Here is a 22,713-nt window from a genome sequence, read left to right as displayed (position 1 = left end):
GATCAGTAGCGCGCGTTCAGCGTGACGAACGCCGAGCGGCCCGGCGCGATCGACGCATAGTGCGCCGGGTACGCCTGATCGAAGTAGGTGCGGTTGAACAGGTTGTTCACGTTCAGCTGCAGGTCGAGCTTCTTGTTGATCCGGTACTGCGCCATTGCGTCGAAGCGCCAGTACGACGGCACGGCACGCAGGTTCGCGGGATCGCCGAAAACTTCCGACATGTAGAACGCGCCGCCGCCGACCGTGAACTTCGGCGTCACGTCGTAGTTCGACCACATCGTAAGGCTGTGCTTCGGCGTGTTCGGGAAGCGGTTGCCGTCGTTCGCGCTGTCCTTGCCGTTGTCGCGCAGCGCGCTCTTCATGTACGTGTAGCCGCCGAACACCTGCCACTGCTTCGTGATCTGCCCGGCGACGCCGAGCTCGAGACCCTGCACGCGCTTGTTGCCGACCATGGCGTACTGGTTGTTCGGCAGCGTCACGCGCGCGTTCGTCGTATCGATCTGGAACAGCGCGGCGGTCAGCGACAGCTTGTCGTTCAGCACGTTCCACTTGGTGCCGAGCTCGATGCTGCGGTTCTTTTCCGGCGACATCTGATCGGCGTTCGGACCGACGCCGCCGCGGCCCGGCGTGAGCGACTGCGTTTCGCTGCCTTCGCCGAGCAGCATGCCGGCCGGCGTCGACGACGTCGCATACGACGCGTAGATGCTGCCGTTCTGCGCGGGCTTGAACACGAGGCCGGCCTGCCAGTTCACGAGCGTGTCGTCGCGCGTGGTGGTCTTGCCGCCGTTCGCCTGGGTGTCGGTGAAGCGGGTCGAGTAGTCGTCGACGCGCACGCCGGCGTTGACCTGCCAGCGCGGCGTGATCTCGATCGTGTCGAAGCCGTAGATCGACTTCGTCGTGGTGCGCGCATGCGCGTAGTCGTTGTTGCGCGTGATCGAGCCGGCCCACGGATCGTTCGGGTTCGGCGACCACAGGCTCGTGCAGTTGTAGCCCGAGGCGGCGCCGATGCCTTTCTGGCAGATCTTGCCGGTGTCGGTTGCGACGGTGTACGAATCGCGCTTGCCCCATTCGCGCGTCAGCTCGATGCCGGTCGTGAAGCTGTGCTTGAACGGGCCCGTGCGGAATTCGCCGAACAGCTCGGTCAGGTTCGCGAGGCTGTTGATCGAGCTGTCGCGGTTGTTGTTGCGGCGCCAGACCTTGCCGTTCACCACGTTGCCCTGGCTGTCGTCGGGCTGCGTCCAGATGTAGTCCTGCGTCGATTCCGTGTAGCGCGTGGTGTTGCGGATCGTCAGCGACGACGTGATGTCGTGTTCGATCTTGATCGTGCTGATGTCCGACGTGGTCTTGCGGAAATCGCGATTGATCAGGCCATAGAAGTTGTGGCGATCGACGGGCGCCGGATAGATGGTGCCGACGTTCGCGGGCTTGTTGGATGTCGTATAGAAGTACGGAATGCCGCCGTCGGGCATGTCGTCCGTCGACAGGTGGTAGTAGCTCGCAGTCACGCGCGTCGGCGTGCCGAGGCCGAACGCGATCGACGGTGCGACGCCCCAGCGCTCGTTGTTGACGGCGTCGCGGCCGGCGACGTCGTTGTTGTGGCTCATCAGGTTCAGGCGGAACGCGGCGTGATCGGCGAACTGCCAGTTGCCGTCGGCCGTGAAGCGGCGATAGCGGTCGGTGCCGAAGCCCGCGCTCGCGGCGGCCGTCGTGCCGAGGTGCGGCGCCTTCGTGATCAGGTTGATGCTGCCGCCGGCGCCGCCGCGGCCGCCGTACGCGCCGTCGGAACCCTTGGTGATCTCGACGCGCTCGGTGTTGAAGATTTCGCGCGTGGTCGCGCCCGTGTCGCGCATGCCGTCGACGAACATGCTGCCCTGCGTGTCGTAGCCGCGGATGAACGGACGGTCGCCGAGCGGGTTGCCGCCTTCGCCGGCGCCGAACGTGATGCCGGGCACGGTGCGCAGCGCCTCGGTCAGCGTCGACGCGCCGCTGTTCCGGATCAGTTCCTGCGGGATCACGGTGACGGATTTCGGCGTGTCGACGAGCGGCGCGGTGAATTTGGCGGAAGCGGAGAAGTCAGCCTTGTAGCTGTGCTCGGTCTTGCCCTGGATCTCGATCGGCGCGAGATGGCCTTCGGTGCTGGCGGGGGCCGCGGGCGGCGTGCCGTCGGCGAACGCGGGGCTCGCGGCGAGCACGCTGCACAGGGTGGTGAATTTGCCGAGCTTCAGCTCGTCGGGACGGGACTTCATGGTGCGCTTCGACCTCGCGATGTGGCCCCGGAGGCGGTGCGCTGCAGAAATGTGCGTGCCGCCGGGAATTATTACGATTTGTTTTCAGGCGGCATTCTATGTAATTTCATGTTAAATGAGAAGCGTTCTTGTTCGTGTTTGTGGGGGAAGTGTTGACGATTGTGACGGAGGCGTTGCGGGGCGGGCGAGACGCGAAGGAATGGCTAAGTGGCCAGGTGTGACGGGCTTGCCGGGCGGGCTGGAGTGGATACATCGCATCTGGCTACGCGTGACAGCAAAACGATAAAGCGACTGCATTGAAAGCAATCCAGGTAGGGCGCATCATGCCGGTGATCACCGTTCGAAATTTGCCTGATGAAGTGCATCGCGCACTTCGGATTCGCGCGGCCCGGCACGGGCGCAGCACCGAAGCCGAGGTGCGCGACATCCTCGAGCAGCCCGTCTTGCCAGGTGGGCGGCTCAAGTTGGGAACGTTGCTGGCGGAAATCGGGCGAGCGGCCGGCGATGCCGACTTCAGCGTCCCGCGCGACAAGACGCCAACCGAGCCGATGGGCTTCGAATGATCCTGGTTGATACGAACGTCATGTCCGAACCGTTGCGGCGCGAGCCGAGCGCGGCGGTGATCGAGTGGCTCGATGCACAGAACGTCGAGACGCTGTTTCTATCCGCGATCAGTCTCGCGGAATTGGGGTTCGGCGTGGCGGGATTGCCGGAAGGGCGCAGGCGTGACTGGCTGCATCAAGGCATCGAGCAGCGTGTCGTTCCATTGTTTCGAGGCCGGATCCTGCCGTTCGACGATGCGGCGAGCAAAGCGTACGCGAGCCTTTGCGCGCGGGCGCGTGCCGCAGGCACCGCGCTTGCCGTCGTCGATGGTCACATTGCCGCGACGGCCGAGGCAAACGGCCTGATCGTGGCGACACGCGACGTCGCGCCGTTCGAGGCGGTGGGGCTTCGGGTCATCGACCCGTGGGCGCGATAGTTTGCGATTGTCGGCCCTTTTTCCGCGCCGAAACGGAAAACGCGCCGGCAACGCGGCGCGTTCCGAATCCGGCAAGCTCGCCCGCTCCCCGAGGTGATGCCGGGTAGGCGCGAAACTTCCGGAACGGTGTCAATCCACCCCGTGGAACACCGCGTCCTCCGGCCCGAGGTACGCCGGCGGGCGCCACGTCGCGTCGCGCATCGAATGCTGGACGAGATTCTCGACCCCGAGGAGCACCGCGAAGATCGCCATCCGTACCGGGATGCCGTTATCGGTCTGGCGGAAGATCGCGAGGCGCGGGTCGCGATTCAGGTCGACCGACAGGTCGTTCGCGCCGGGCCGGCTGTCGCGCGGCAGCGGGTGCATGATCAGCGTGTCGGGCTTGCACGCCGAGTCGACGAGCGCCTGGTTGATCTGGAAATCCGGCGTATAGCCTTCGAACGACTCGTCGGTGAAGCGCTCCTTCTGGATCCGCGTCGCATAGACGACGTCCGCGCCGCGGAGTCCGGCCGCGAGGTCGGTCGTCTGCTCGATCACATGGCCGTTCGTCGCGATCTGGTCGACGATGTACGCCGGCATCTCGAGCGTCGGCGGCGAGACGAGCGTGAACTTCAGCCCGCGATACAGCGCGAGCAGCTTGACGAGCGAGTGCACGGTGCGGCCGTATTTCAGGTCGCCGACCAGCGCGATGTGCGCGCCGTCGACAATCTTGCCGAGCCGCGAGAACTCGCGCTGGATCGTATAGAGATCGAGCAGCGCCTGGCTCGGATGTTCGCCGGGGCCGTCGCCGCCGTTGATCACGGGCAGGTTGGTCGCGCGCGCGAACTCGGCCACCGAGCCTTTCTCCGGATGGCGGATCACGAGCGCGTCGACGTAGCCGGCCATCACGCGGCTCGTGTCGTAGATCGATTCGCCCTTGGCCATCGACGAGAACGTAAAGCCCGTCGTATCGCACACCGAGCCGCCCAGCCGGCAGAAGGCCGCGCCGAACGACACGCGGGTGCGCGTGCTGGCCTCGAAGAACAGGTTGCCGAGCACCGCGCCTTCCAGCACGCGCGAAATCTTGTGGCGGCGCGCGATCGGCTGCATCACATCTGCCACGCGGAACAGCGCTTCGACCGAATCCCGCGAGAACTGGTCGACCGAGATCAACTGCGGTTTGCCTTCGAACAGGAACTGCTTCGAGAGCCCCTGTTTATCTACGCTTTGCGTATAGTCTCCGCTGTCCGGCACCGCGCGCTCGACGATTTCCGACACGAAGCGCTCGACGATCTCCGGCATCCCGCGCGATTCCTGCGAGTCGTCGGGCAATAGCCAGGTGTCCAGCGCACGCCGGCTGACACCGATGCGACTGGCGAACGCTTCGCGGGTCATATTGAGGCGGCGCATCGCGTCGCGGAGGAAGGCTTGTTGGGGAACGGTCATCGGCGGCTCCTGGCGAAAAATATACGCGGTGCGTATATTAGTTCGTGGCGCAATGAAGTCAAGAAAAATCTGCGCGAACGGGCTGTGTGGCGCGTGTGACACGTGGCGGGTTCGTACTGGCACACCGCGTCCGTCTCCGTATAATCAGGTCAGGCCCCGTGCCCGGCATCGTGCCGGGCGCCATGCCGCAAACGAATCGCCCGGTCGGGCTTGTTGACTCGAAGGAGAATGAGAATGACGCGTACGATTGCTGCAATGCTGCTGGTGGTGACCGCCGCGCTCGCCGGTTGCAATACGGTCGCCGGCGTGGGCCAGGATATTTCGAAGGGCGGCCAGGCGATCAGCGATACGGCTGAAAAGGCAAAGTAAGCCGACCGGTTCCGGAATGCAGAAGGCGCCGGGCCGTCCCGCGATTGCGGGGCGGCCCGGCGCCTTTTTTTCGGCCGGTGCTGGCGCCGGCGGCGTCAGGCGTGTTCGACGAACGCGTAGTGGCCTTCGACCTTGCGCGGCGCAAACCAGCCGTAGTCGGGGAACATCCGGTTGCGCACGTACCAGACGTAGCCCACCAGCAGGGCCGTGATCACGAGGCTCGGCAGGGCGGACGACGGATCGCGTCCGAGCTCGGCGACGGTCTTCGGCAACTGCAGCAGCGACAGCAGGATGAACGCGTGATACGCGCCGACGCGATGGGTCGCAAAGCCCCAGATGAACAGCAGCGACAGCGGCACGGTCAACGCGAGGAATACGGCCACCAGGCCCGTGCCGGCGCCGGTTACGAAGAAGTAATACGCGAGCATGAGGCTGATCGCCAGCTGGGCGATGCCGAGCGCGACCAGAATCCGGACATGCACCTTGTTCTTGCGGCAGCGTTCGGGGTCGGGGCGCGACGCGATCAGGTGCGCGAGCACGCGATCCTTGAGCCCCTGTCCCGACAGTTCGGCCAGTGCGTCGGCCTTCCGCGTGCCCGCCGAGAGCAGCACCGCGATTCTGGTTTTGGCTTCCTTCCTGTTCATTGCGTGGCGGATTGTTGTTCGATGGTTGTCAAAGGTTCCGGCCACGCGAATATTGCATCTTGCGCAGTGGTGCGCAACGGTTTTGCGGTGCGCGGACACATTCCTACAGTCACCGGCTGCAGGGCGGGAGCGCAGGGGGCGACTGGCCGTGCGGCGGACGGAGCCGCCGCCGTTTCCGCCACGACGCGCCGGCGCGAGTCAGTCGGCGGCGGTCTGCGCGGCGGGCGCGGGGCTGGCCGGCCGGCCTGGATTCTCCGGGTGCGTAGTGCGCGCTTCGGCAGGCGGTTCGCGCCGCCGTGTCGCGCCGACGAGCATGCCGGCGACGACGAGCGCGATACCGGCAACGCGCGTGCCGGTCAACGGTTCGGCGAACAGCGCGATCGCGAACAGTACGGCCGAGACCGGTGCGACCGCCGTAAACAGCGCGGCTTCGGTGCCGCTCGTGCGCGCCGAACCGGCATACCAGCAGAGGTAGCCGAGCACGGTCGGCACCAGCGCGTAGTAGGTGATCGCCGACACGGCGCCGACGGTCCAGCCGTTCGCGACCGCACGCCATTCAAATGCAGCCGGCACGAGCGCGAGCACGAAGCCGAGGCCCGACATCGCGGTGGACAGCGCGAGGGGCGGGAACGGCGCGGCAAGCCGCCGGTTGAGCAGGATGAAGACGGCTTCGCACGCGACGGCGGCCAGCACCAGTGCATCGCCGGCAAGCGTCTGGAGCGACGGCATCGCCTGGCCGGGCGTGAACGTGACGAACACGACGCCGGCCGTGGCGAGCGCGGCGGCCAGCCAGTCGCGCGGCGTCTGCCGCTCGCGCAGCACGACGGCCGCGATCAGCGTCGACATCGCCGGCAAGGTGCCGAGCATCACGCCCGCGTCGAGCGGCGACGACAGCTTTGTGCCGCTGATCAGCAGCACCGTGTAACCGACGCCGCCCGCCGCGGCCTGGATGACGAGCAGCACGCCGTCGCGCACGGAAATGCGCGGCCAGCGCATGCGCTGCGCGCGCATCAGCGCGAACAGCAGCGGGGTCGCGATCAGGAAGCGCAGCGCGGTGGCCGCGAACGGCGGCAGGCCGCCGGCCGCGAGACGGCTCGCGATGACGGTGCTGCCGACGCCCGCCATCGCGGCGGCGAGATAGAGATAGCCAATCAGTCGTGTCTTCATGCGCCGCATCGTCGCGTACGGCGGCAGTGTGCGTCTTGAACGAAATTGCAGCGGCGGGGCGCGAGCGCGGGACGCGGTGCGCTGCGGACTGGCACATGCGTCATCGGGCGCAGCCGCCGCCGACAGCAGCTTGCGCAGGGGGCTTGCGCCGAGGTGACTGCGGCGTCAAACGGCCTGCGTGAATTGCCCCGGCGTGATCCCGAACTGGCGCGCGAACGCGCGTGTCAGGTGACTCTGGTCGGCAAAACCGGCTTCGGCCGCGGCATCCGCGATCGGCAGGCCGTTGGCCAGCAGCGCGCGCGCCAGCCGCGTGCGCGACTGGATCAGGTACGCGTGCGGCGTGATGCCGAGCTCGCGCGCAAAGCCGCGCAGCAACTGGAAGCGGCTGATACCGCTCAGGCCAGCCAGCTCGGCGAGCGAAACGGGCGCGGCTGGCGCCGAGTCGAGCCGCTCCCGGGCGACCCGGACGGCCGGTGCGACACCGATCGCCGGCAGCATGCGGTTCGCGTGCCGGGCGAGCAACCCGGCGACGAGCATCACGAGCGCCTCGTCGCGGGCGAGCGGCCGGGATTCCCCGGCGACGATGCACGCATGCAGCCGGCCGACGGCGGCCGTGAGCCGCGCGTCGCGCACGGCCGGATGCGCGAGCTCGACGCCGCCCAAGCCCTCTTCCGCCGCGACGCCCGCGACCAGCGCGGGTGCAAGGTACAGCATCCGCCAGCACCGGCCCGTGCCGGCGTCGATCGGCGAGCCGTCGTGCATCTCGCCCGGGTTGACCATGATCGCGTCGCCGGCCAGCGCGTCGACCTGCCCGCGGCCGCTCCACGACCGGTGCGCACCGCTGACGATCACCCCGACCCCGAATTCGTCGTGCGCGTGGCGCGGAAACGCGCGGTCGGACTCGAGGCTGATCGCCTCGATGCCCTCATCGGTGCGTCGGTAGTGGGTGACACGGTGCATGTGTGCTCCTCGCGCCGGTCGCGGCGCGGATCACGAGCACTTTAGCGCGTTCCGGCGCCGCGCGCCCTTCATCCTTTTGGCGGATACCGCGCGGCGCGCGCAACCCGCACCATGTGCACATCTGCAGCGTACATGGCCCGCCGGGCCTGAAGCTGCGCGGGAGACGGCAGGTGGAACGACAGGATCCGGTATTCATTCAGGTTGGCGCGCTCGCGGACGGTTTCGCGCCGGAAGCGAACATCCTCGCAGCCGTCGATGCGCTCGCCGGGCGCACGCTCGCGCTCGGCGACGCGTCAGGCGCATGGCGCGTCTACACGTTCGAGCCGGGCGCGCTGCAGTGGCGCGACGCGGCGACCGACACGGGCGGCCGCGCGCCGTGCCGCGTGACACGGCTGCGTGACGGACTGTACTTCGTCGACTACATCGATTCCACCGTCCGGGCGACGTCGGCTAGCCTCGTGGTCGATCTCGACAACGGCGTGTGGACGTCGGTTGTCGGTACGCTGCCGACGGAAGCCGATACGCGCATCGATGCATTCACGCGCGTCGCACGCGGGCTGCCGCTGACCGCCGTCGATGCGGAATTCCGCCACGGCACGCTCGGTGGCCACGCGCAGCCGGGGCCGCTGCATGCGCCCACGTGCGAGCTGATCGGCAAGCGGACGATGTACCGCTACAGCCCGACCGAATGCTACGAGCACATCTACCTGAACGAGAACTTCTACGCGTGGCAATGCCTGCAGGGAGTCGAAGCCGGGCTGGCGGATGTCGACCGCTGCCATTACTTCAGGATTGCAGACGAGCTTTATCTGTTCGTATGGCGCGAAAAGATCGTACCGACGCTCGGCGTCGTGCTGATCGATCTCGCGCAGCGCAAGACCGACGGCAAGATCTTCGGCTACCAGGGTGGCGATTTTGGCACGTTGTCGAATTTCCAGATCGGCGCTTATGCCCAGGTGCTGAACGAAACCGTGCATCCGCTCGGCAGTGAGGCGCAGCGATGAATGCCGTGCTGGGCAGTGGCCGCCTGCGTGCGGATTTCAGCGGGCGTGTCGTGCTCGTCACCGGCGCCGCCCAGGGGATCGGTGCGGCAATTGCGCGCCGCTTCGCGGAATCCGGCGCGTTCGTCGCGGTCGCCGACCTGAACGGCGATGCGGCGGCCGCGCAGGCCGACGCGCTGGCCGGCGCGGGCGGCGATGCGCGCGCGTATCGGGTCGACGCCGCCAGCCGCGACGAGCTGGGTGCGCTCGTTGCGGCAGTCGAGCGCGATGGCGGCCGGCTCGATGTCGTCATTCACAACGCCGCGTATTTCCCGCTGACACCGTTCGTGAAGATCGACGAACCGACGCTCGACCGGACGCTGTCGGTCAACCTGTCGGCGCTGTTCTGGCTCGCGCAGGCTGCATTGCCGGCATTCGAGCGCGCGGGTGCCGGGCGGCTGCTCGTCACGTCGTCGGTGACGGGGCCGCGCGTCGTCTATCCGGGGCTCGCGCATTACGCGGCGTCGAAGGCCGGCGTGAACGGCTTCATACGCGCGGCGGCGCTGGAGCTTGCGCGCCGCAACGTGACCGTCAACGGCGTCGAGCCGGGGATGATCCGCACGCCAGCGGCCGGCAATCTCGGCGATGCGTCGGTCGCCGCGCAGATCGCGCGCGATATTCCGCTCGCGCGGATGGGCGAGCCGGAGGACATCGCGAACGCGATGCTGTTTCTCGCGTCAGCCGATGCCGCGTACATCACCGGGCAGACGATCGTCGTCGATGGTGGTGCGACGTTGCCCGAGAGCGGGGCGGTGCTTGGCGGCGCGTGACGGTTGACCGGGTACCGACCGTTGGAACGGGGCGGTTCCGGCCGCCCGCCGCGAGTTCGCGCCGCAGGCTCGGTGCGCTCCGGCGCGGGATCTGCGCGCGCGTCAGTCCGGCATCCCGTCATGGTCCCCGAGCGGCCTGGCGGGCCAGTCCACCCAGCGGTCCGCGCGGGTCAGCTCATACGCCTCGTTCATCGGGTAGCGGATGCGGTTGTCGTCGCGCGGGCGTTCCCCGATCACCATCAGCCTGACTTCGTCCCTCGTGTTGTTGATGAAGGTGTGACAGATTCCGGTGCCCGCCGGAAACGCGACGGAATCACCTTCGGCAACGGGGTAAAGGACGCCGTCGATCCACACATCGGGATTGCCTTCGAGCACGTACACGAACTCCTGCTCGGTGCTTTCGGCATGCGGATAGGACGTCCGCCGCCCCGGTAGAAGCCTCACGTGATGAATGCCGATACGCGTGATGCCGAGCTCGGCGGAAAGCGGTGCGTCCAGCGCCATCGGCTCGGTATCGCCGCGATAGCAATGCGCTTCCGGCTCTTCGAGCTCGGTCCAGTGCTTGATGAAATCGGGGCGGATCATCGATTGCTCTCCTGTTGGGGGATATCGAGGGGGCGGTTCTGGCGCCGACGTCGGCAGTGATGTGCGCCCCATCGCTGCGAATGGGCGTCGGCCGATAAGGCGCTAGCTTGCCGGCCAATACGAAACGACGGTCGCTCGTGGCGGCTTCCGGGCGGCGGGACGCGCGGCCCGGAAGTCGCCGGCGAAGCGATCAATGACATTTCAATCCGAGGCGCACCTTGTTGCACTGCGTAAATGACGGACGCGATGCACCTGTGCCTGCTGCCTGCTGCCGCCTGTCGTGGCGTATCGCCTCGATTACAGCCAGCCGTTGCGGATGAATTCGACGATCGAATAGCGGCGGTGCTCGAGGTCGTGTTGCCGGACGGCGTCGACGATGCGCGACACGCCGTCCGCGTAAGGTGTCGCGCCCACCACGCGCGATTCGAACTGCAGGCTGCATGCGCCGTCGTCGATGCGTATCCGGTGAATCGCGTGGCGGCCGAGCTGATCGTCGGCAACCGCGAATTCGCTGCGTTGCACGTCCGGGTCGCGCACGGAGCGAATGTCTTCCGGCCGCACGCCGAGCGACTGGCCGATCCCGACGGCCGTGCCCGGGACGGACGTCTTGCCGGCCTGGTGCGATTCCGTCAGGGTGATCCGGCAGTCATGAAACAGGTGGCCGCTGGTTTCCAGCATGCTCATGAATTTGAGCATCAGGATGTTCGTGTTCGGACACAGTACGACCGGGAAAGCGTGCGTGCCGGTTTCGAGCTCGGAGCCGGTCGACAGCTCGACGAGCGGCGATGCGGTGGCTGAGCAGAACGCGATCGCGGCAGGGAGTTCGCGGCCGGAACCGGCATGCACGACGATCGTTCGGGCAGCGCTACGCTGCACGTCGTTTTGCGCGCTGTCCGACCACGGCATCACGCGACAGGTTGCCGGGTCGAGCCGGTGCGCGTCGAGCAGTTCGTTGGCCAGCTTGCCGGTTCCTACGACGAGTACTTGCATGGAATTGACGGGTTGAGGTTCGGGATTCGTGACGAGCATGGCGCCGGCCGTCGGGTTGCGCGGCACGGTCGCGGCGCGTGCCGACGTAGCGGCCTCGCGCATTATGCCCGGCCGCCAGCCTGCGCGCCCGCCGGGCCGCGCAGGCGGCGATACGGTGCGTCAGCTCGCCGACACCGCAGGCAGCCACGAATTTGCTGCGTTCTGCGCGGCGAGTTGCTTGGCGATCGAGCGCGCGAGGCGGTCGGTGTCGGACGCCACCGTGTCGTGCTTCGCTTCCGACACGCCATGCATGCCGGCGCCGACTGCTGCCGACGTCGCGAGGCGGCCGGCTGCCGCGCCAACCCCGGCGGTTTCGACCATGCCGGGCATGTGGCCGCTATTGGCACTGGCCGAGAACGTGCCGAGCGGCTGCGGCGCGCCGTACGCCGGACGGAACACCACGGTGACCGCCGCACCCACTTCGCTCTTGCCGGCGCCGAGCCCGATCAGCGTGCGGCGGCGACGGTTGCCGGCGTCGATCGTCTCGAACCGGCCTTCGATCACCAGCGCGTCGCGGCCGTCCGGCACCGGGCCGCGCAGCGCGGGGATGCCTTGCGACCGGAGTTCGCGCACGAGCGCGTCGGCGAGCTGATCGCGGGTCTTCAGCGCACTCTGCTGGCGCTGCGCGTCGGCGGATGATCCCTTTGCGAGGGCCGCGAGCTTGGCGATCATCCCGCCGTCGGTCTTGACATCGGTCGTATCCACGTCGAACGGGGACACATAGACGACGTCCGCGTGAACCTGCGACTGCGTGCGAGCCGCCGGCGCGGCGGTCATGGCCGTGGTCGCGGTCGACGCACAGCCGGTCATCGCGAGCGCGCTGGCGATCAGCGCGACACTGGTCAGACGTTTGGCATGTGCGGAAAGGGTGTGAAGGGAACTGAACATGTCGATCTCCGGGGCCTGGATGAAGTTGTCGATACGGTCGCAGCATTCAGGAACGCGAACGATCGGAAGCGGGGCGTGATCGCTGGCGAGGGAGAGGTTTCATGCCGTTGCGCAACACGCAGGCGCAAGTATGCGGAGGTCGAGGGTGATGCGCCACGCAGGAATGATGTCGGCGTATGTCACGCGCCGGAGCGTGTGGACAAGCCAGGCGGTCAGGTCGCCGGGCAGGCAGGCCGGCAGACGGGCAGTCAGGCCGAAAGCGATCTTCGCGCCGTCACGGACGGCTCGAGCGGCAGCGCAACGACGGCCTCCAGACCGCCGCCATCGCGGTCGCGAAACGTCAGCGAACCGCCGTGCAGGCGGGCGATCCGTTCGACGATCGCAAGCCCGAGCCCCGTGCCGCCCGCATGGCTGCGCGCGTTTGCACCGCGGCTGAACGGCGCCTTGAGCCGCTCGAGTTCCGCCGCGCGGATGCCGTTGCCGCGATCGCCGACGACCGCATACGCGACGCCGTGCTCGGTCCAGGTCCGCACGCCCAGCCCGGTACGACCGTACACGACCGCGTTCTGCATCAGGTTCATCAGCAGCCGCATCACGCTGATCGGGCGGAACGCGAACGCGGGTACGTCGCCTTCGTCGAATTCGAATTCGTGACCGAGCCCCGCGAAATCCGCGACAAGCTGGCCGATCAACGCATTCAGGTCGCCGGGCTGCGGTGTTTCTCGCTCGCCGCTGCCCGCGTAGTCCATGAATTGCTGGAGGATCGTATCGATCTGGTCGAGATAATGCTCGGCCGATGCAGTGAGTGCGTCGTGCGTGCCGCGCGGCAGCGCCATCGCGATCGCCAGGCGCAGCTTGGTCAGCGGCGTGCGGATGTCGTGCGACACGCCGGCCAGCATCAGCGAGCGGGTCGCTTCGGCCTGCTGCAGCGCATCGGCCATCCGGTTGAATGCGCGGCTCACGTCGGCGATTTCGGTCGGGCCGTCGGTCGGCAGCGGCGGCGGGCGCTCGCCTGCGCTGACGCGCTGCGCCGCCCGCGCCAGCGCGTCGAGCGGCCGGTTCAGGTGGAGCTGGATCAGGTAGCCGGTCAACGCCGCCAGCAGCGCCAGCCCGACCGACAGCACGAGGGCGGTCGTAATGCCGCTCGCCTGCGCGTCGGCGGCCATCGGCAGCGGTACCCAGACCGGCGAGCCGGCCGCATGCAACCGGATCCACAGGCGTTCGTCGTCACCCGATTGCCAGCGCGCCGGCAGGTCGGGCGGCAGATGGCGTTCGAGCGCCTGCATGAACACGTCGCGCTGCCAGGTGCGGAAGAAGGCCGCCAGGTTCGGCGCATGCGGCGGCGTGGCGGGCGGCGGCGAGGCCTGGCCGCCGAACTGCGCGGCCACCGTGCGGCCGGCGTCGGGCGGCATGCCGGCCAGCGTACGGTCGAGCAATTGCACGTAGTCGGAAAAGATGATCGATGCCCGCTCGATGCGCGGACGCTGCACGTAGTGCAGCAACACACCGAGCGAACAGGCGAGCGACAGGGCGACGAGCGCCACCAGCAGCGCGATGTTGCGCGCGAGCAGCGAGCGCGGCAGCGGGATGCGCATCACGCTTCGACGCCGGCCACCAGCATGTAGCCGATGCCCCAGACCGTCTTGATGAAGCGCGGCTTGCCGGGATCGTCCTCGACGATCTGGCGCAGCCGCAGGATCTGCACGTCGACGCTGCGGTCGAGTGCGGCGTGGTCGCGGCCGCGTGCGCGGGCGAGCAGGTTCTCGCGGCTCACCGCGCGGTTCGGCGACGAGCCGAGCGCGTGCAACAGCAGCATCTGCGCCGAATGGATCTCGACGGGCACGCCGTCTCGCATCAGCGTCTGCTGGCCGACGTCGAACGTGAATGCGCCGAAGCGCAACTGCTGCGACGTGACGGTCGGCTCGCCGGCCGCCATCTTCTGCCGCCGCAGCAGCGCACGGATGCGGGCCACGAGTTCGTCGGGGAGAAACGGTTTCGCCAGATAGTCGTCGGCGCCCGTCTCGAGGCCGACGACCTTGTCCGCAGCGTCGCCTTTCGCGGTGAGCATCAGGATCGGCAGCGTCTGGCCTTCGGCGCGCAGGCGCCGGCACACGCTCAGGCCGTCCTCGGGCTCCATCATCAGATCGAGCACCAGCAGGTCGTACGGTTCGCGCTGCAGCAGGCGATCGAGCCGCTTGCCGTCGGCGACCGCGCGAACCTGAAAGCCGTGGCCGGTCAGGAAGCGCTGCAGCATGTTGCGCAATTCGGCTTCATCGTCGAGCACGACGATCCTGCAGGACTGTTCCATCGACTGCCTCCCGGTGCGTGCGGTGCGGCCGGACTCGTGTCCGCGATCAGCGGGCCGCCATGCGCTGGCGCATGAACCCGGCGAGCTGCGCGAGCGTGACGTAGCCGTTGTGCTGCACGTCGATCTCGTCGAAATGCTGCGCCACCATCGGCATGCCCGCAGCGGCCTGCTCGCGGGTGAGCTTGCCGTCGTGCGTCGTGTTCGCGTTGGCGAAGCGGGTCTGCAACTGCATCAGCGCATGCTCGGCGCGTGCGCCGCCGGCCGCCGCGCCCGGCGGCATCTGCTGGGCCGACGCTGCTGCTGAGACGATACACAAAACGACGGCGGCAATCATCTTCTTGATGGACTTCATGGGGTTTCTCCTTGCGTGGCCGACGGTCTGCGCCGGCCGGGTGGTTGATGAAACTGGAACGGATGAAAAGCGAAACGAATCGATGAAGCGTGGCGGGGCGACGCCGGATCACGCCCAGTGCGCGGGCACCCAGACGCGGCCGGCCCAGTGGGCGGGCACCCACACGACGGCGCGCGGCGGATGCGCGACATACACCGCGCGCGGGGCGACGTACACGGCGCGCGGCAGCGGCGGCGCGAGATACAGGACCTTCGGCGGCGGCGGGGCAACGTAGACGATGCGCGGTGCAGGGGCGACCACGACGGCCTTCGGCGGCGCAACATGCACGACTTTCGGCGGCGGGGGCGTGACGACGACGGCAGCCGGCGCGGGCGGCGGTGCCGCGACGACGACAGCGGCCGGCGCAGGTGCGGGTGCGGCAACGGCGACCGTGGCGTTGGCCGCTGGAGCCGTCACGACCACGGCGGCCGGCGGGGGTGGCACGACCGGCACCACCGGCACGGGTACAGGCACGGGAACCGGCACCGTCCCGCCGGCCACGACCACCGCGCCGCCTGCCGCCGTGCTGCCGTGAATCACCGTCGAGCCGCCGGTCGAGACCGTGCCGCCGTGTACGACCGTCGAGCCGCCCGACGTCGTCACGACGCCCGGCGCCACGCGCGTCGCGCTGCCGGAATGCGTGACGCTGCCGCCATCCGTGCCGGTCACGGTGCCCGAGCGCGAGCAGGTCGAGCCCGCGCAATTCGTCGATGCGGTGTGGCTGGCCGTGTTGCCGCCCGAGCCGGTGATCGTGCCGCTCGACGAGTATTGCCCCGGGCCGTTGCGCGTCACGCTGCCCGACGTCGACGCGCTGCGGCCGTCCGAGCCCGTCAGCGAACCGGTATGCGAGCAGGTGCCGCCCGCGCAGCTCGTGTCGCCGCTGTGCTCGACCGAGCGCCCGTTCGGGCCGACGGCCGTGCCGCTGTTCGAGAACTGGCCCGGCGCGGTGCGCGTGACGGTGCCGGTATTGGTTGCGATGCCGCCGCCGGGGCCGATCACGCCGCCCGCATGCGAGCAGCTGCCGCCGCCGCACGAGCCGGCGTGCGCGCCGCTGAAGGTGCCGTGCGGCGTGTAGGCGGTGCCGTGGCCGGACCAGCCGGCGAAGGCCGGTGCGGTGGCGAGCGTGGCGAGTGCGGCGGCGGTGACGAGGAAGCGGGTTTTCATCGGGTGTCCTTGCGGTTCGTTGCGGTGCACGCAGTGGCGTGGCGACGGGACGAACTTTAGGACGGCGACGCGTGTTCGTCGCGTCATGAAAGATGTCGCGGTGTTACACGTGACGTGCCGTATTTCGGTACGACGAATGCGGGCGCCGGCCGCGCCGGTCGCGGGCATGCGTTGCCGGGAAAGGCTGAGCGCGACGAGAAGAGGGCGTGAAGCAATCCCGGTCGGCGTATGTCGTGCGTGGCCCGAGCAGGTGTCGCGGTGACATGCGGCGACACATTTGCCGACCGATTCAGGCAGGCGCTGCGTCGTGACACGCTTCGCGACACACCTATTGCTATGGACAGCACGCGATGCCCGGGGCCGGAACCCGCTGCGACAGGGCTGTAGCCGACGCGGCATGCTGTCCGGTGAAGGGCGAATGGACGAACGCCCGATCGTCAACGGCAATATCCCCGGGTCGCTCAGCCGTGCCGTTTCGTCGTTTCGTCGATACCTGTCCCGCACACCACCGACCGGCTTCACCACGACATACGGCGACACAGTTTCCGTCGCCCATGCACGCGCCGGGCAACCCGCGACCCGACCGCCAATCCCCACGCACGCGCGGTCACGGCTCATCGAGCGAGCGCATTGCTGCGCGACATACGGCGACATATTTCCCGCGTGGTCTTTCCGTTCCGCGCCCACTACAGTGCGTTCCATTCGACGCGACGGCAGCACGTGCTGCCCATGACGCGTCCGACTCAACCGAAGGAAAGACCCATCATGCTCACCACCACCGGCAAGCTCGCGTACTACGTCACACTTCTCATCGTCGCCGTCTCGCTCGTCGAGGCGGCCGTGCTCACCTGGCGCCGCAGCCGTCAGCCCGAACCGTTCGACTGGAACGAGGTCTGGCTGTCGCTGGCCGATCTCGCGGGCCGCAAGCTGCTCGCGCTGGTGCCGCTGTCGCTCGCCACACCCCTGTTCGATTTCGCGTGGGCGCATCGGCTCTTCACGATCCCGGTCCACAGCGTCGCGCTCGGGCTGCTCGTGTTCGTCGGCCAGGAGTTCTGCTACTACTGGTATCACCGCGCGTCGCATCGTGTGCGTTTCTTCTGGTCGACGCATGCGGTGCATCATTCGCCGAATCAGTTGACGCTGTCGTCCGCATTTCGCCTCGGCTGGACCGGCAAGATCGCCGGCGCCGCGATGTTCTTCACGCCGCTCGTGTGGCTCGGCGTGCGTCCTGAAGCCGTGCTCGCGATCCTGTCGTTCAACCTGATGTACCAGTTCTGGCTGCACAACACGTGGATGCCGAAGCTCGGCTGGCTCGAATACGTGTTCAATACACCGTCCGCGCATCGCGTGCACCATGCGTCGAATCTCGACTACCTCGATGCGAACTACGGCGGCGTGCTGATCGTGTTCGACCGGCTGTTCGGCACCTATGTCGCCGAGCGTGCCGACGAACCGTGCCGCTACGGCCTCGTCACGCCGACGCGCTCGCGCAATCCGTTCGTCGTCGAACTCGAGCACTGGGCGAGCCTCGCCCGCGACGTCGCGACGGCCCGCGACGTATGGACCGCGATCCGTTTCGTGATGCTGCCGCCGGGCTGGCGGCCGGGCAACCTGGGCGAAACGACGGAGGAACTGCGCCGCCGCAGCCTCGTCGCCGTGCGCACGGATGCGTGAACGGCGCTACGCTGTCGGAACTTCGTCAAACCACTCTCGATCCAGGAGAACTCATCGATGGAACACGACCTGAAAGGCAAGGCAGTCGCGATCACCGGCGGATTCGGCCATCTGGGCGTCGCAACGGCCGCGTGGCTCGGCGAGCGCGGCGCACGCGTCGCGCTGATCGGCCGCGGCGCGGCCCCCGATGCCCAGGCGCTGCCCGGCGTACCGGCCGAAGCATTGCGCATCGGCGGCATCGATCTCGTCGATCCGCACGCTGCGGCGCGGGCGCTCGAATCGGTCAACCGCGAATTCGGCCGGGTCGACGCACTGCTGAACATCGCCGGCGCATTCGTGTGGCAGACGATTGCCGACGGCGATGCCGCCACGTGGGACCGCATGTACGATCTGAACGTGAAGACGGCGCTGAACGCGTCGAAGGCCGCGCTGCCGTATTTGCTGGCGAGCCCGGCCGGCCGCGTCGTCAACATCGGCGCGGGCGCGGCGTTCAAGGCGGGCGCGGGCATGGGTGCCTATGCGGCCGCGAAGGCCGGCGTCGCGCGACTCACCGAGGCGCTGGCAGCCGAACTGCTCGATCGCGGCGTGACCGTGAACGCGGTCCTGCCGAGCATCATCGATACGCCGCCGAACCGCGCGGACATGCCCGACGCGGATTTCACGCGCTGGGTGAGGCCCGAGCAGATCGCCGCGACGATCGGGTTCCTGCTGTCGGCGGATGCGCAGGCGATCACCGGTGCATCGATTCCGGTGAGCGGCCGCGTGGCGTAGCGCGCCGGGAAGGGGTTCGCGCGGCGGCCGTGCGTACAATGTCGCACGCGGATTGCGCGACCCGAACCCGAGAACATGAATCAGCCCACTATCCTGATCGTTGAAGATGAACAGGCGATCGCGGACACGATCGTCTATGCCCTCGGCACCGACGGCATGCAGACCGTCCACTGCACGCTCGGGCAGGCGGCGCTCGACCGCCTGCGCGATACGCGCTTCGATCTGATCGTGCTCGACGTCGGCCTGCCGGACCTCAGCGGTTTCGAAGTGTGCCGGCGGCTACGCACCTTCACCGATATTCCGGTGATCTTCCTGACCGCGCGGCACGACGAGATCGACCGGATCGTCGGGCTCGAGATCGGCGCCGACGATTACGTGGTCAAGCCGTTTTCGCCGCGCGAGCTGGCGGCGCGGGTGCGCGTGATCCTGCGCCGCTTCTACCGGACGGTGGCGCCGGAACCGGCACCCGCACCCGCACCCGCACCCGCACCCGCACCCGCAGCGACGCCGGCCGCCGCGCCGGGTTTCACGCTCGACACCGACGGCGCGCGCGTATCGTGGCTCGGCCACGCGCTGGACCTCACGCGCTACGAATTCGGCCTGCTGGCGCTGCTGGTGCAGCATCCGGGGCGCATCTATTCGCGCGAGCAGTTGATGGACCTCGTCTGGCACGAGGCGCTCGATTCGGCCGACCGCACGGTCGACACGCACATCAAGACGCTGCGCGCCAAGCTGCGCGCGATCGATTCCGAGCGCGACCCGATCCGCACGCATCGCGGGATGGGTTATTCGCTGCAACCGTAACGACCGGCACCGCCCATGCATATCGGCCTGCGCATCTTCTTCGGATTTTTCCTGATCGTCGGCCTGGCCGCGCTGATCACGCTGCGCGTGTTCGTGCAGGAGGTGAAGCCCGGCGTGCGCGAAGCGATGGAGGACACGCTCGTCGACACCGCGCAGGTGCTGGCGACGCTGGCCGCCGACGACATGGCGAACGGGCATATCGCCGACGGTGCGTTCGCGCGGCAGCTCGGGACACTGCACGAGCGCCCGGTCAGCGCGAACGTGTGGGGCATCCAGAAGAACGCGATCGGCTATCGCCTCTACATCACCGACGCGCACGGCATCGTGCGCTACGACTCGTCCGGCAGCGCGCTCGGGCAGGACTATTCGCGCTGGAACGACGTGTACCGCACGCTGCGCGGCGAATACGGCGCGCGCAGCACGCGCAGCGATCCGAACGACGACAGCAGCACCGTGATGCACGTCGCGGCGCCGATCCGGCGCGGCAACGAGATCATCGGCGTGCTGACGATCGCGAAGCCGAACCAGACGGTCGCGCCGTTCATCGCGCGCAGCCAGCGCAAGATCATGCTGTACGGTGCGTTGCTGATGGGCGGCGCGATCCTGATCGGCGTGGCGTGCACGTGGTGGCTGGTGCTCGGGCTGCGGCGCCTGCAGCGCTATGCGCGCGCGATCGCGGCCGGCGAGCGCGCGACGATGCCGCTGCAGGGCGCGAACGAGCTGGCGGAGCTCGGGCGCGCGGTGGAAAGCATGCATCAGCGGCTGGAGGACCGGCAGTACGTCGAAACCTATATCCACACGCTCACGCATGAGATGAAGAGCCCGCTGGCTGCGATCAGCGGCGCGGCCGAACTGCTGCAGGAAGACATGCCGGTTGCGAACCGCCGGCGCTTCACCGAGAACATCCGCCGCCAGGCCGGCCGCCTCGAACAGATGATCCGCAAGCTGCTCGCGCTGGCCGAAGTCGAGCAGAAGCAGCGCCTGTCGGTGCACGAGCCGGTCGCGCTGCGGCGGGTGCTCGAACAGCTGATCGACGATATCGAGCCGCGCGCGCGGCAGCGTGGCGTGAACCTGCGGATCGACGCGAACGATGCGGCGGAACCGGCGGTCGTCGAAGGCGATCCGTTCTTGCTGCGCCAGGCGCTCGGCAACCTGCTCGACAATGCGCTGGATTTCGCGCCGCGGGGCAGCACGATCCGGATCGCGCTCGAACGGCAGCCGGCGGGCAGGGCGCACGTCGCGATCGTGCGCGTCGACGACGACGGCCCCGGCGTGCCCGACTACGCGCTGGCGCGCGTGTTCGAGCGCTTCTATTCGCTGCCGCGCCCGGACGGGCAGGATCGCAGCACGGGCCTCGGGCTGTGTTTCGTCCGCGAAGTCGCGATGCTGCACCGCGGCCAGGTCGCGCTGGCCAACCGCGCCGAAGGCGGCGCGTGCGCGACGCTCACGCTGCCGTCGGCCGGCTGAGCGCGCTTCACGTTCGCCACACATTCGCTTCACACCGGCCTCAATCGCCCTTCACCGGGCCCGCTCATGCTGACCGTATCTTCCACTCCGGTACGTGTCAGCAATGAATCGAGTCCTGTTGTTCAAGTCCGTGATCACCGCGTTTCTCGCGCTGGCGATCCTGATCCCGCTGCAGATGGTCCAGAGCATCGTGCGGGAACGCGCCGACTATCGGCAGAGTGCGCTGCAGAGCATCTGGGCGAGCTACGCGGGGCCGCAGACGGTGACCGGGCCGGTGCTCGTCGTGCATTACACGGAAGTCACGCGCGTGCGCGACGACTCGCCGGCCGGCGGCAAGACGAAGACGAGCCTGCGAAGCGAGACGAAGCGCCTGCTCGTGTTTCCGAAGACACTGAACGTCGACGGCACGTTGTCGGTCAGCGTGCGCTATCGCGGCATCCACAAGGCGCTGGTGTACGGGCTCGACAGCCGGATGACGGGCACGCTGCCGCTGCCCGACCTGAAGAAGCTGCCGCAGGCCGACGGTCACGTGAGCTTCAAGATCGACAGCGCGTACGTCACGCTCGGCATCGGCGATCTTCGCGGGCTGAAGGCGCAACCCGACCTGCGCATCGGCGGCAAGCCGCTCGACGTGGAGCAGGGCACGCGGCTGGACAGCCTGCGCCAGGGCGTGCATGCGAATGTCGATCTCGCGGCATTGATGGACGCAAACGCAGGGGCGGCGGTCGTGCCGTTCAGCGTCGGCCTGCCGCTGGCGGGGGCGGAATCGGTTGCGTTCGCGCCGGTGGGCGACCAGAACGACTTTTCGCTGAAATCGACGTGGCCGCATCCGAGCTTCGGCGGCGAGTTCCTGCCGGCCGAGCGCACGATCGATGCGCGCGGCTTCGTCAGCAACTGGCACGTGACGTCGTTCAACACGAAGGCGCGCGAGCAGGTCGCGGCCGGCAACGGTGAAGGGGCGATCGAGATGGCGTCGGTGTCGGTGATCGAACCCGTGAACGTCTATCTGCAGGCCGAACGCGCGACGAAATACGGTGCGCTGTTCGTGATGCTCACGTTCGCGAGCTTCTTCATGTACGAACTCGTGAAGCGGCTGCGCATTCACCCGATCCAGTACACGCTGGTCGGCCTGTCGCTCGCGCTGTTCTTCCTGCTGCTGCTGAGCCTGTCCGAGCACATCGCGTTCGGCTATGCGTATCTCGCGGCGAGCGGCGCATGCATCGGGCTGCTCGGCTTCTACCTGTCGTTCGTGCTGCACAGCGTGAAGCGCGGCGCGACGTTCACGGTGCTGCTCGCGATGCTGTATGCGGCGCTCTACGGGCTGTTGCTGTCCGAGGACAATGCGCTGATGCTCGGTTCGCTGCTGCTGTTCGCGATCCTCGCCGGCATCATGACGCTGACGCGCCGCGTCGACTGGTATTCGCTCGGCGCCGCGTGGCAGCCGCTGTCTGACAAGCCGGGGGCGGTGAAACCGGGGGCGCCGGCGAAGTAACTGCGCGGGTGGCGAGCAAGCGCGCCGGCCGGGAATGCTTCGGCCGGCGCGCGTTTTTGCGCGGGGCGGCCAGGATTCATGTGCGCGCTGCCGGCCGGCGAAAGCGCGCGAGCGGAATTTCGGCGACGGCCGTGATCTCGATCAGCAGGTCGGGATGGTAGAGACGCTCGACCTGGACGGTCGTCGTCACCGGATAGGGTTCGGCGAAGTAAGCCTTGCGGATGTCGCCGGCCTGCATGAATGCGTCGATGTCGGTGGCGTAGTGGGCGAGCGAGATCACGTCCTGCATCTGCCCGCCCATCGCGGCCAGTACGTCGCGGATATTGTCGAGCGTCTGGCGTACCTGGGTGCGCATGTCGCGCTGGCCGACAACCTGCCCGTCGCGGTCGAGCGCGACTTGCCCCTTCAGATGCACGATCCTTCCGTCGCCCTGGATCACGGCCATCGAGAACGCGCCGAACGGCGCCCAGACTTCCGGTGGATTCACGGCTTCGGCCATCGCGCAGCTCCGGTGGGGCGGGAACGGGGCGGGCGCAACGG

23 protein-coding genes are annotated in these 22,713 nt (G+C 68.1%); 10 read left to right on the top strand and 13 right to left on the bottom strand.

The annotated features are described in order from the left end of the window. Positions 1 to 2: 2 nt before the first annotated feature. The gene (locus tag OHZ10_RS30005; RefSeq protein ID WP_059239809.1) at positions 3 to 2,246 is read right to left on the bottom strand and encodes a TonB-dependent receptor; all 2,244 of its coding nucleotides are present in this window, start codon (positions 2,244 to 2,246) and stop codon (positions 3 to 5) included. Between the two features lie 323 nt (positions 2,247 to 2,569). Between OHZ10_RS30005 and OHZ10_RS30000 the strand changes: the two genes are divergently transcribed. Continuing rightward, a complete protein-coding gene (locus OHZ10_RS30000) occupies positions 2,570 to 2,809 on the top strand; it encodes a FitA-like ribbon-helix-helix domain-containing protein (protein ID WP_342706003.1) in 240 nt (79 codons plus the stop codon). Further along, positions 2,806 to 3,225, top strand: coding sequence for a type II toxin-antitoxin system VapC family toxin (locus tag OHZ10_RS29995; protein WP_342705236.1), 420 nt, complete (start codon positions 2,806 to 2,808; stop codon positions 3,223 to 3,225). The genes OHZ10_RS30000 and OHZ10_RS29995 overlap by 4 nt, the downstream gene beginning before the upstream one ends. A 129-nt stretch (positions 3,226 to 3,354) precedes the next feature. Here the strand turns inward: OHZ10_RS29995 and OHZ10_RS29990 are convergent, their stop codons facing one another. Further along, positions 3,355 to 4,650, bottom strand: coding sequence for an aspartate carbamoyltransferase (locus OHZ10_RS29990; RefSeq protein ID WP_059239813.1), 1,296 nt, complete (start codon positions 4,648 to 4,650; stop codon positions 3,355 to 3,357). A gap of 234 nt (positions 4,651 to 4,884) precedes the next feature. On the opposite strand from OHZ10_RS29990, the gene OHZ10_RS29985 reads away from it, so the two are divergent. After that, complete coding sequence (locus OHZ10_RS29985; RefSeq protein ID WP_021158165.1) at positions 4,885 to 5,019, top strand: entericidin A/B family lipoprotein; 135 nt, start codon at positions 4,885 to 4,887, stop codon at positions 5,017 to 5,019. A 95-nt stretch (positions 5,020 to 5,114) separates the two neighbouring features. Here the strand turns inward: OHZ10_RS29985 and OHZ10_RS29980 are convergent, their stop codons facing one another. From OHZ10_RS29980 to OHZ10_RS29970, 3 genes are all read right to left on the bottom strand, one after another. Then, on the bottom strand, positions 5,115 to 5,663 hold the full coding sequence (locus OHZ10_RS29980; RefSeq protein WP_342705235.1) for a permease: 549 nt from the start codon (positions 5,661 to 5,663) through the stop codon (positions 5,115 to 5,117). A gap of 198 nt (positions 5,664 to 5,861) precedes the next feature. Beyond that, entirely contained in the window at positions 5,862 to 6,830 is a 969-nt protein-coding gene (locus OHZ10_RS29975; protein ID WP_059240947.1) for a DMT family transporter, read from the bottom strand. 165 nt (positions 6,831 to 6,995) lie between these two features. Further along, on the bottom strand, positions 6,996 to 7,790 hold the full coding sequence (locus OHZ10_RS29970; RefSeq protein ID WP_340624752.1) for an AraC family transcriptional regulator: 795 nt from the start codon (positions 7,788 to 7,790) through the stop codon (positions 6,996 to 6,998). A gap of 170 nt (positions 7,791 to 7,960) precedes the next feature. On the opposite strand from OHZ10_RS29970, the gene OHZ10_RS29965 reads away from it, so the two are divergent. Continuing rightward, entirely contained in the window at positions 7,961 to 8,794 is an 834-nt protein-coding gene (locus tag OHZ10_RS29965) for a molybdenum cofactor biosynthesis F family protein (protein WP_342705234.1), read from the top strand. Further along, positions 8,791 to 9,600 (top strand): SDR family oxidoreductase, encoded by an 810-nt coding sequence (locus OHZ10_RS29960; RefSeq protein ID WP_342705233.1) that lies wholly within the window; start codon positions 8,791 to 8,793, stop codon positions 9,598 to 9,600. Before OHZ10_RS29965 ends, OHZ10_RS29960 begins: the two co-directional genes overlap by 4 nt. Before the next feature lie 102 nt (positions 9,601 to 9,702). Here the strand turns inward: OHZ10_RS29960 and OHZ10_RS29955 are convergent, their stop codons facing one another. The 7 genes from OHZ10_RS29955 to OHZ10_RS29925 form a co-directional block, all read right to left on the bottom strand. Then, complete coding sequence (locus OHZ10_RS29955; RefSeq protein ID WP_174991361.1) at positions 9,703 to 10,185, bottom strand: cupin domain-containing protein; 483 nt, start codon at positions 10,183 to 10,185, stop codon at positions 9,703 to 9,705. Between the two features lie 297 nt (positions 10,186 to 10,482). Continuing rightward, the gene (locus OHZ10_RS29950; protein ID WP_340624754.1) at positions 10,483 to 11,175 is read right to left on the bottom strand and encodes a dihydrodipicolinate reductase; all 693 of its coding nucleotides are present in this window, start codon (positions 11,173 to 11,175) and stop codon (positions 10,483 to 10,485) included. Positions 11,176 to 11,334: 159 nt separating this feature from the next. Beyond that, a complete protein-coding gene (locus OHZ10_RS29945) occupies positions 11,335 to 12,102 on the bottom strand; it encodes a DUF4410 domain-containing protein (protein ID WP_174991359.1) in 768 nt (255 codons plus the stop codon). A 248-nt stretch (positions 12,103 to 12,350) separates the two neighbouring features. Then, the gene (locus OHZ10_RS29940) at positions 12,351 to 13,697 is read right to left on the bottom strand and encodes an ATP-binding protein (protein ID WP_342705232.1); all 1,347 of its coding nucleotides are present in this window, start codon (positions 13,695 to 13,697) and stop codon (positions 12,351 to 12,353) included. Further along, entirely contained in the window at positions 13,697 to 14,410 is a 714-nt protein-coding gene (locus tag OHZ10_RS29935) for a response regulator (RefSeq protein ID WP_059239830.1), read from the bottom strand. Before OHZ10_RS29935 ends, OHZ10_RS29940 begins: the two co-directional genes overlap by 1 nt. 46 nt (positions 14,411 to 14,456) lie before the next feature. After that, positions 14,457 to 14,762 carry an EF-hand domain-containing protein gene (locus OHZ10_RS29930; protein WP_174991357.1) on the bottom strand — a complete coding sequence of 102 codons (306 nt, stop codon included), beginning with the start codon at positions 14,760 to 14,762 and terminating at the stop codon, positions 14,457 to 14,459. Between the two features lie 108 nt (positions 14,763 to 14,870). Beyond that, a complete protein-coding gene (locus OHZ10_RS29925; RefSeq protein ID WP_059240950.1) occupies positions 14,871 to 15,965 on the bottom strand; it encodes a hypothetical protein in 1,095 nt (364 codons plus the stop codon). 765 nt (positions 15,966 to 16,730) lie between these two features. Here OHZ10_RS29925 and OHZ10_RS29920 point away from each other — a divergent pair. The 5 genes from OHZ10_RS29920 to creD all read left to right on the top strand — a co-directional run bounded on the left by OHZ10_RS29920 (position 16,731) and on the right by creD (position 22,173). After that, the gene (locus OHZ10_RS29920; protein ID WP_059240951.1) at positions 16,731 to 17,639 is read left to right on the top strand and encodes a sterol desaturase family protein; all 909 of its coding nucleotides are present in this window, start codon (positions 16,731 to 16,733) and stop codon (positions 17,637 to 17,639) included. Between the two features lie 57 nt (positions 17,640 to 17,696). After that, a complete protein-coding gene (locus tag OHZ10_RS29915; protein WP_342705231.1) occupies positions 17,697 to 18,410 on the top strand; it encodes an SDR family NAD(P)-dependent oxidoreductase in 714 nt (237 codons plus the stop codon). Positions 18,411 to 18,485: 75 nt separating this feature from the next. After that, the gene (gene creB, locus OHZ10_RS29910) at positions 18,486 to 19,214 is read left to right on the top strand and encodes a two-component system response regulator CreB (protein WP_256086138.1); all 729 of its coding nucleotides are present in this window, start codon (positions 18,486 to 18,488) and stop codon (positions 19,212 to 19,214) included. Between the two features lie 15 nt (positions 19,215 to 19,229). Continuing rightward, positions 19,230 to 20,681: a two-component system sensor histidine kinase CreC gene (gene creC / locus OHZ10_RS29905; RefSeq protein ID WP_340624758.1), complete on the top strand. Its 1,452-nt coding sequence runs from the start codon at positions 19,230 to 19,232 to the stop codon at positions 20,679 to 20,681. Positions 20,682 to 20,784: 103 nt separating this feature from the next. Next, entirely contained in the window at positions 20,785 to 22,173 is a 1,389-nt protein-coding gene (gene creD / locus OHZ10_RS29900; RefSeq protein ID WP_059239845.1) for a cell envelope integrity protein CreD, read from the top strand. A gap of 76 nt (positions 22,174 to 22,249) precedes the next feature. Here the strand turns inward: creD and OHZ10_RS29895 are convergent, their stop codons facing one another. Continuing rightward, positions 22,250 to 22,672 carry a RidA family protein gene (locus OHZ10_RS29895; RefSeq protein WP_342705230.1) on the bottom strand — a complete coding sequence of 141 codons (423 nt, stop codon included), beginning with the start codon at positions 22,670 to 22,672 and terminating at the stop codon, positions 22,250 to 22,252. Positions 22,673 to 22,713: the final 41 nt, after the last annotated feature.

It is taken from the genome of Burkholderia arboris, assembly GCF_038723655.1.
GTDB classification, from domain to species: domain Bacteria; phylum Pseudomonadota; class Gammaproteobacteria; order Burkholderiales; family Burkholderiaceae; genus Burkholderia; species Burkholderia arboris.
This window is presented reverse-complemented; position numbering and strand designations above follow the sequence as displayed.

Excerpts from the sequence above, each read along its gene's own strand:
- OHZ10_RS30005 (WP_059239809.1), bottom strand. The coding sequence starts at position 2,246 with ATGAAGTCCCGTCCCGACGAGCTGAAGCTCGGCAAATTCACCACCCTG.
- OHZ10_RS30000 (WP_342706003.1), top strand. The coding sequence starts at position 2,570 with ATGCCGGTGATCACCGTTCGAAATTTGCCTGATGAAGTGCATCGCGCA.
- OHZ10_RS29995 (WP_342705236.1), top strand. The coding sequence starts at position 2,806 with ATGATCCTGGTTGATACGAACGTCATGTCCGAACCGTTGCGGCGCGAG.
- OHZ10_RS29990 (WP_059239813.1), bottom strand. The coding sequence starts at position 4,650 with ATGACCGTTCCCCAACAAGCCTTCCTCCGCGACGCGATGCGCCGCCTC.
- OHZ10_RS29985 (WP_021158165.1), top strand. The coding sequence starts at position 4,885 with ATGACGCGTACGATTGCTGCAATGCTGCTGGTGGTGACCGCCGCGCTC.
- OHZ10_RS29980 (WP_342705235.1), bottom strand. The coding sequence starts at position 5,663 with ATGAACAGGAAGGAAGCCAAAACCAGAATCGCGGTGCTGCTCTCGGCG.
- OHZ10_RS29975 (WP_059240947.1), bottom strand. The coding sequence starts at position 6,830 with ATGAAGACACGACTGATTGGCTATCTCTATCTCGCCGCCGCGATGGCG.
- OHZ10_RS29970 (WP_340624752.1), bottom strand. The coding sequence starts at position 7,790 with ATGCACCGTGTCACCCACTACCGACGCACCGATGAGGGCATCGAGGCG.
- OHZ10_RS29960 (WP_342705233.1), top strand. The coding sequence starts at position 8,791 with ATGAATGCCGTGCTGGGCAGTGGCCGCCTGCGTGCGGATTTCAGCGGG.
- OHZ10_RS29955 (WP_174991361.1), bottom strand. The coding sequence starts at position 10,185 with ATGATCCGCCCCGATTTCATCAAGCACTGGACCGAGCTCGAAGAGCCG.
- OHZ10_RS29950 (WP_340624754.1), bottom strand. The coding sequence starts at position 11,175 with ATGCAAGTACTCGTCGTAGGAACCGGCAAGCTGGCCAACGAACTGCTC.
- OHZ10_RS29945 (WP_174991359.1), bottom strand. The coding sequence starts at position 12,102 with ATGTTCAGTTCCCTTCACACCCTTTCCGCACATGCCAAACGTCTGACC.
- OHZ10_RS29940 (WP_342705232.1), bottom strand. The coding sequence starts at position 13,697 with ATGCGCATCCCGCTGCCGCGCTCGCTGCTCGCGCGCAACATCGCGCTG.
- OHZ10_RS29935 (WP_059239830.1), bottom strand. The coding sequence starts at position 14,410 with ATGGAACAGTCCTGCAGGATCGTCGTGCTCGACGATGAAGCCGAATTG.
- OHZ10_RS29930 (WP_174991357.1), bottom strand. The coding sequence starts at position 14,762 with ATGAAGTCCATCAAGAAGATGATTGCCGCCGTCGTTTTGTGTATCGTC.
- OHZ10_RS29925 (WP_059240950.1), bottom strand. The coding sequence starts at position 15,965 with ATGAAAACCCGCTTCCTCGTCACCGCCGCCGCACTCGCCACGCTCGCC.
- OHZ10_RS29920 (WP_059240951.1), top strand. The coding sequence starts at position 16,731 with ATGCTCACCACCACCGGCAAGCTCGCGTACTACGTCACACTTCTCATC.
- OHZ10_RS29915 (WP_342705231.1), top strand. The coding sequence starts at position 17,697 with ATGGAACACGACCTGAAAGGCAAGGCAGTCGCGATCACCGGCGGATTC.
- creB (WP_256086138.1), top strand. The coding sequence starts at position 18,486 with ATGAATCAGCCCACTATCCTGATCGTTGAAGATGAACAGGCGATCGCG.
- creC (WP_340624758.1), top strand. The coding sequence starts at position 19,230 with ATGCATATCGGCCTGCGCATCTTCTTCGGATTTTTCCTGATCGTCGGC.
- creD (WP_059239845.1), top strand. The coding sequence starts at position 20,785 with ATGAATCGAGTCCTGTTGTTCAAGTCCGTGATCACCGCGTTTCTCGCG.
- OHZ10_RS29895 (WP_342705230.1), bottom strand. The coding sequence starts at position 22,672 with ATGGCCGAAGCCGTGAATCCACCGGAAGTCTGGGCGCCGTTCGGCGCG.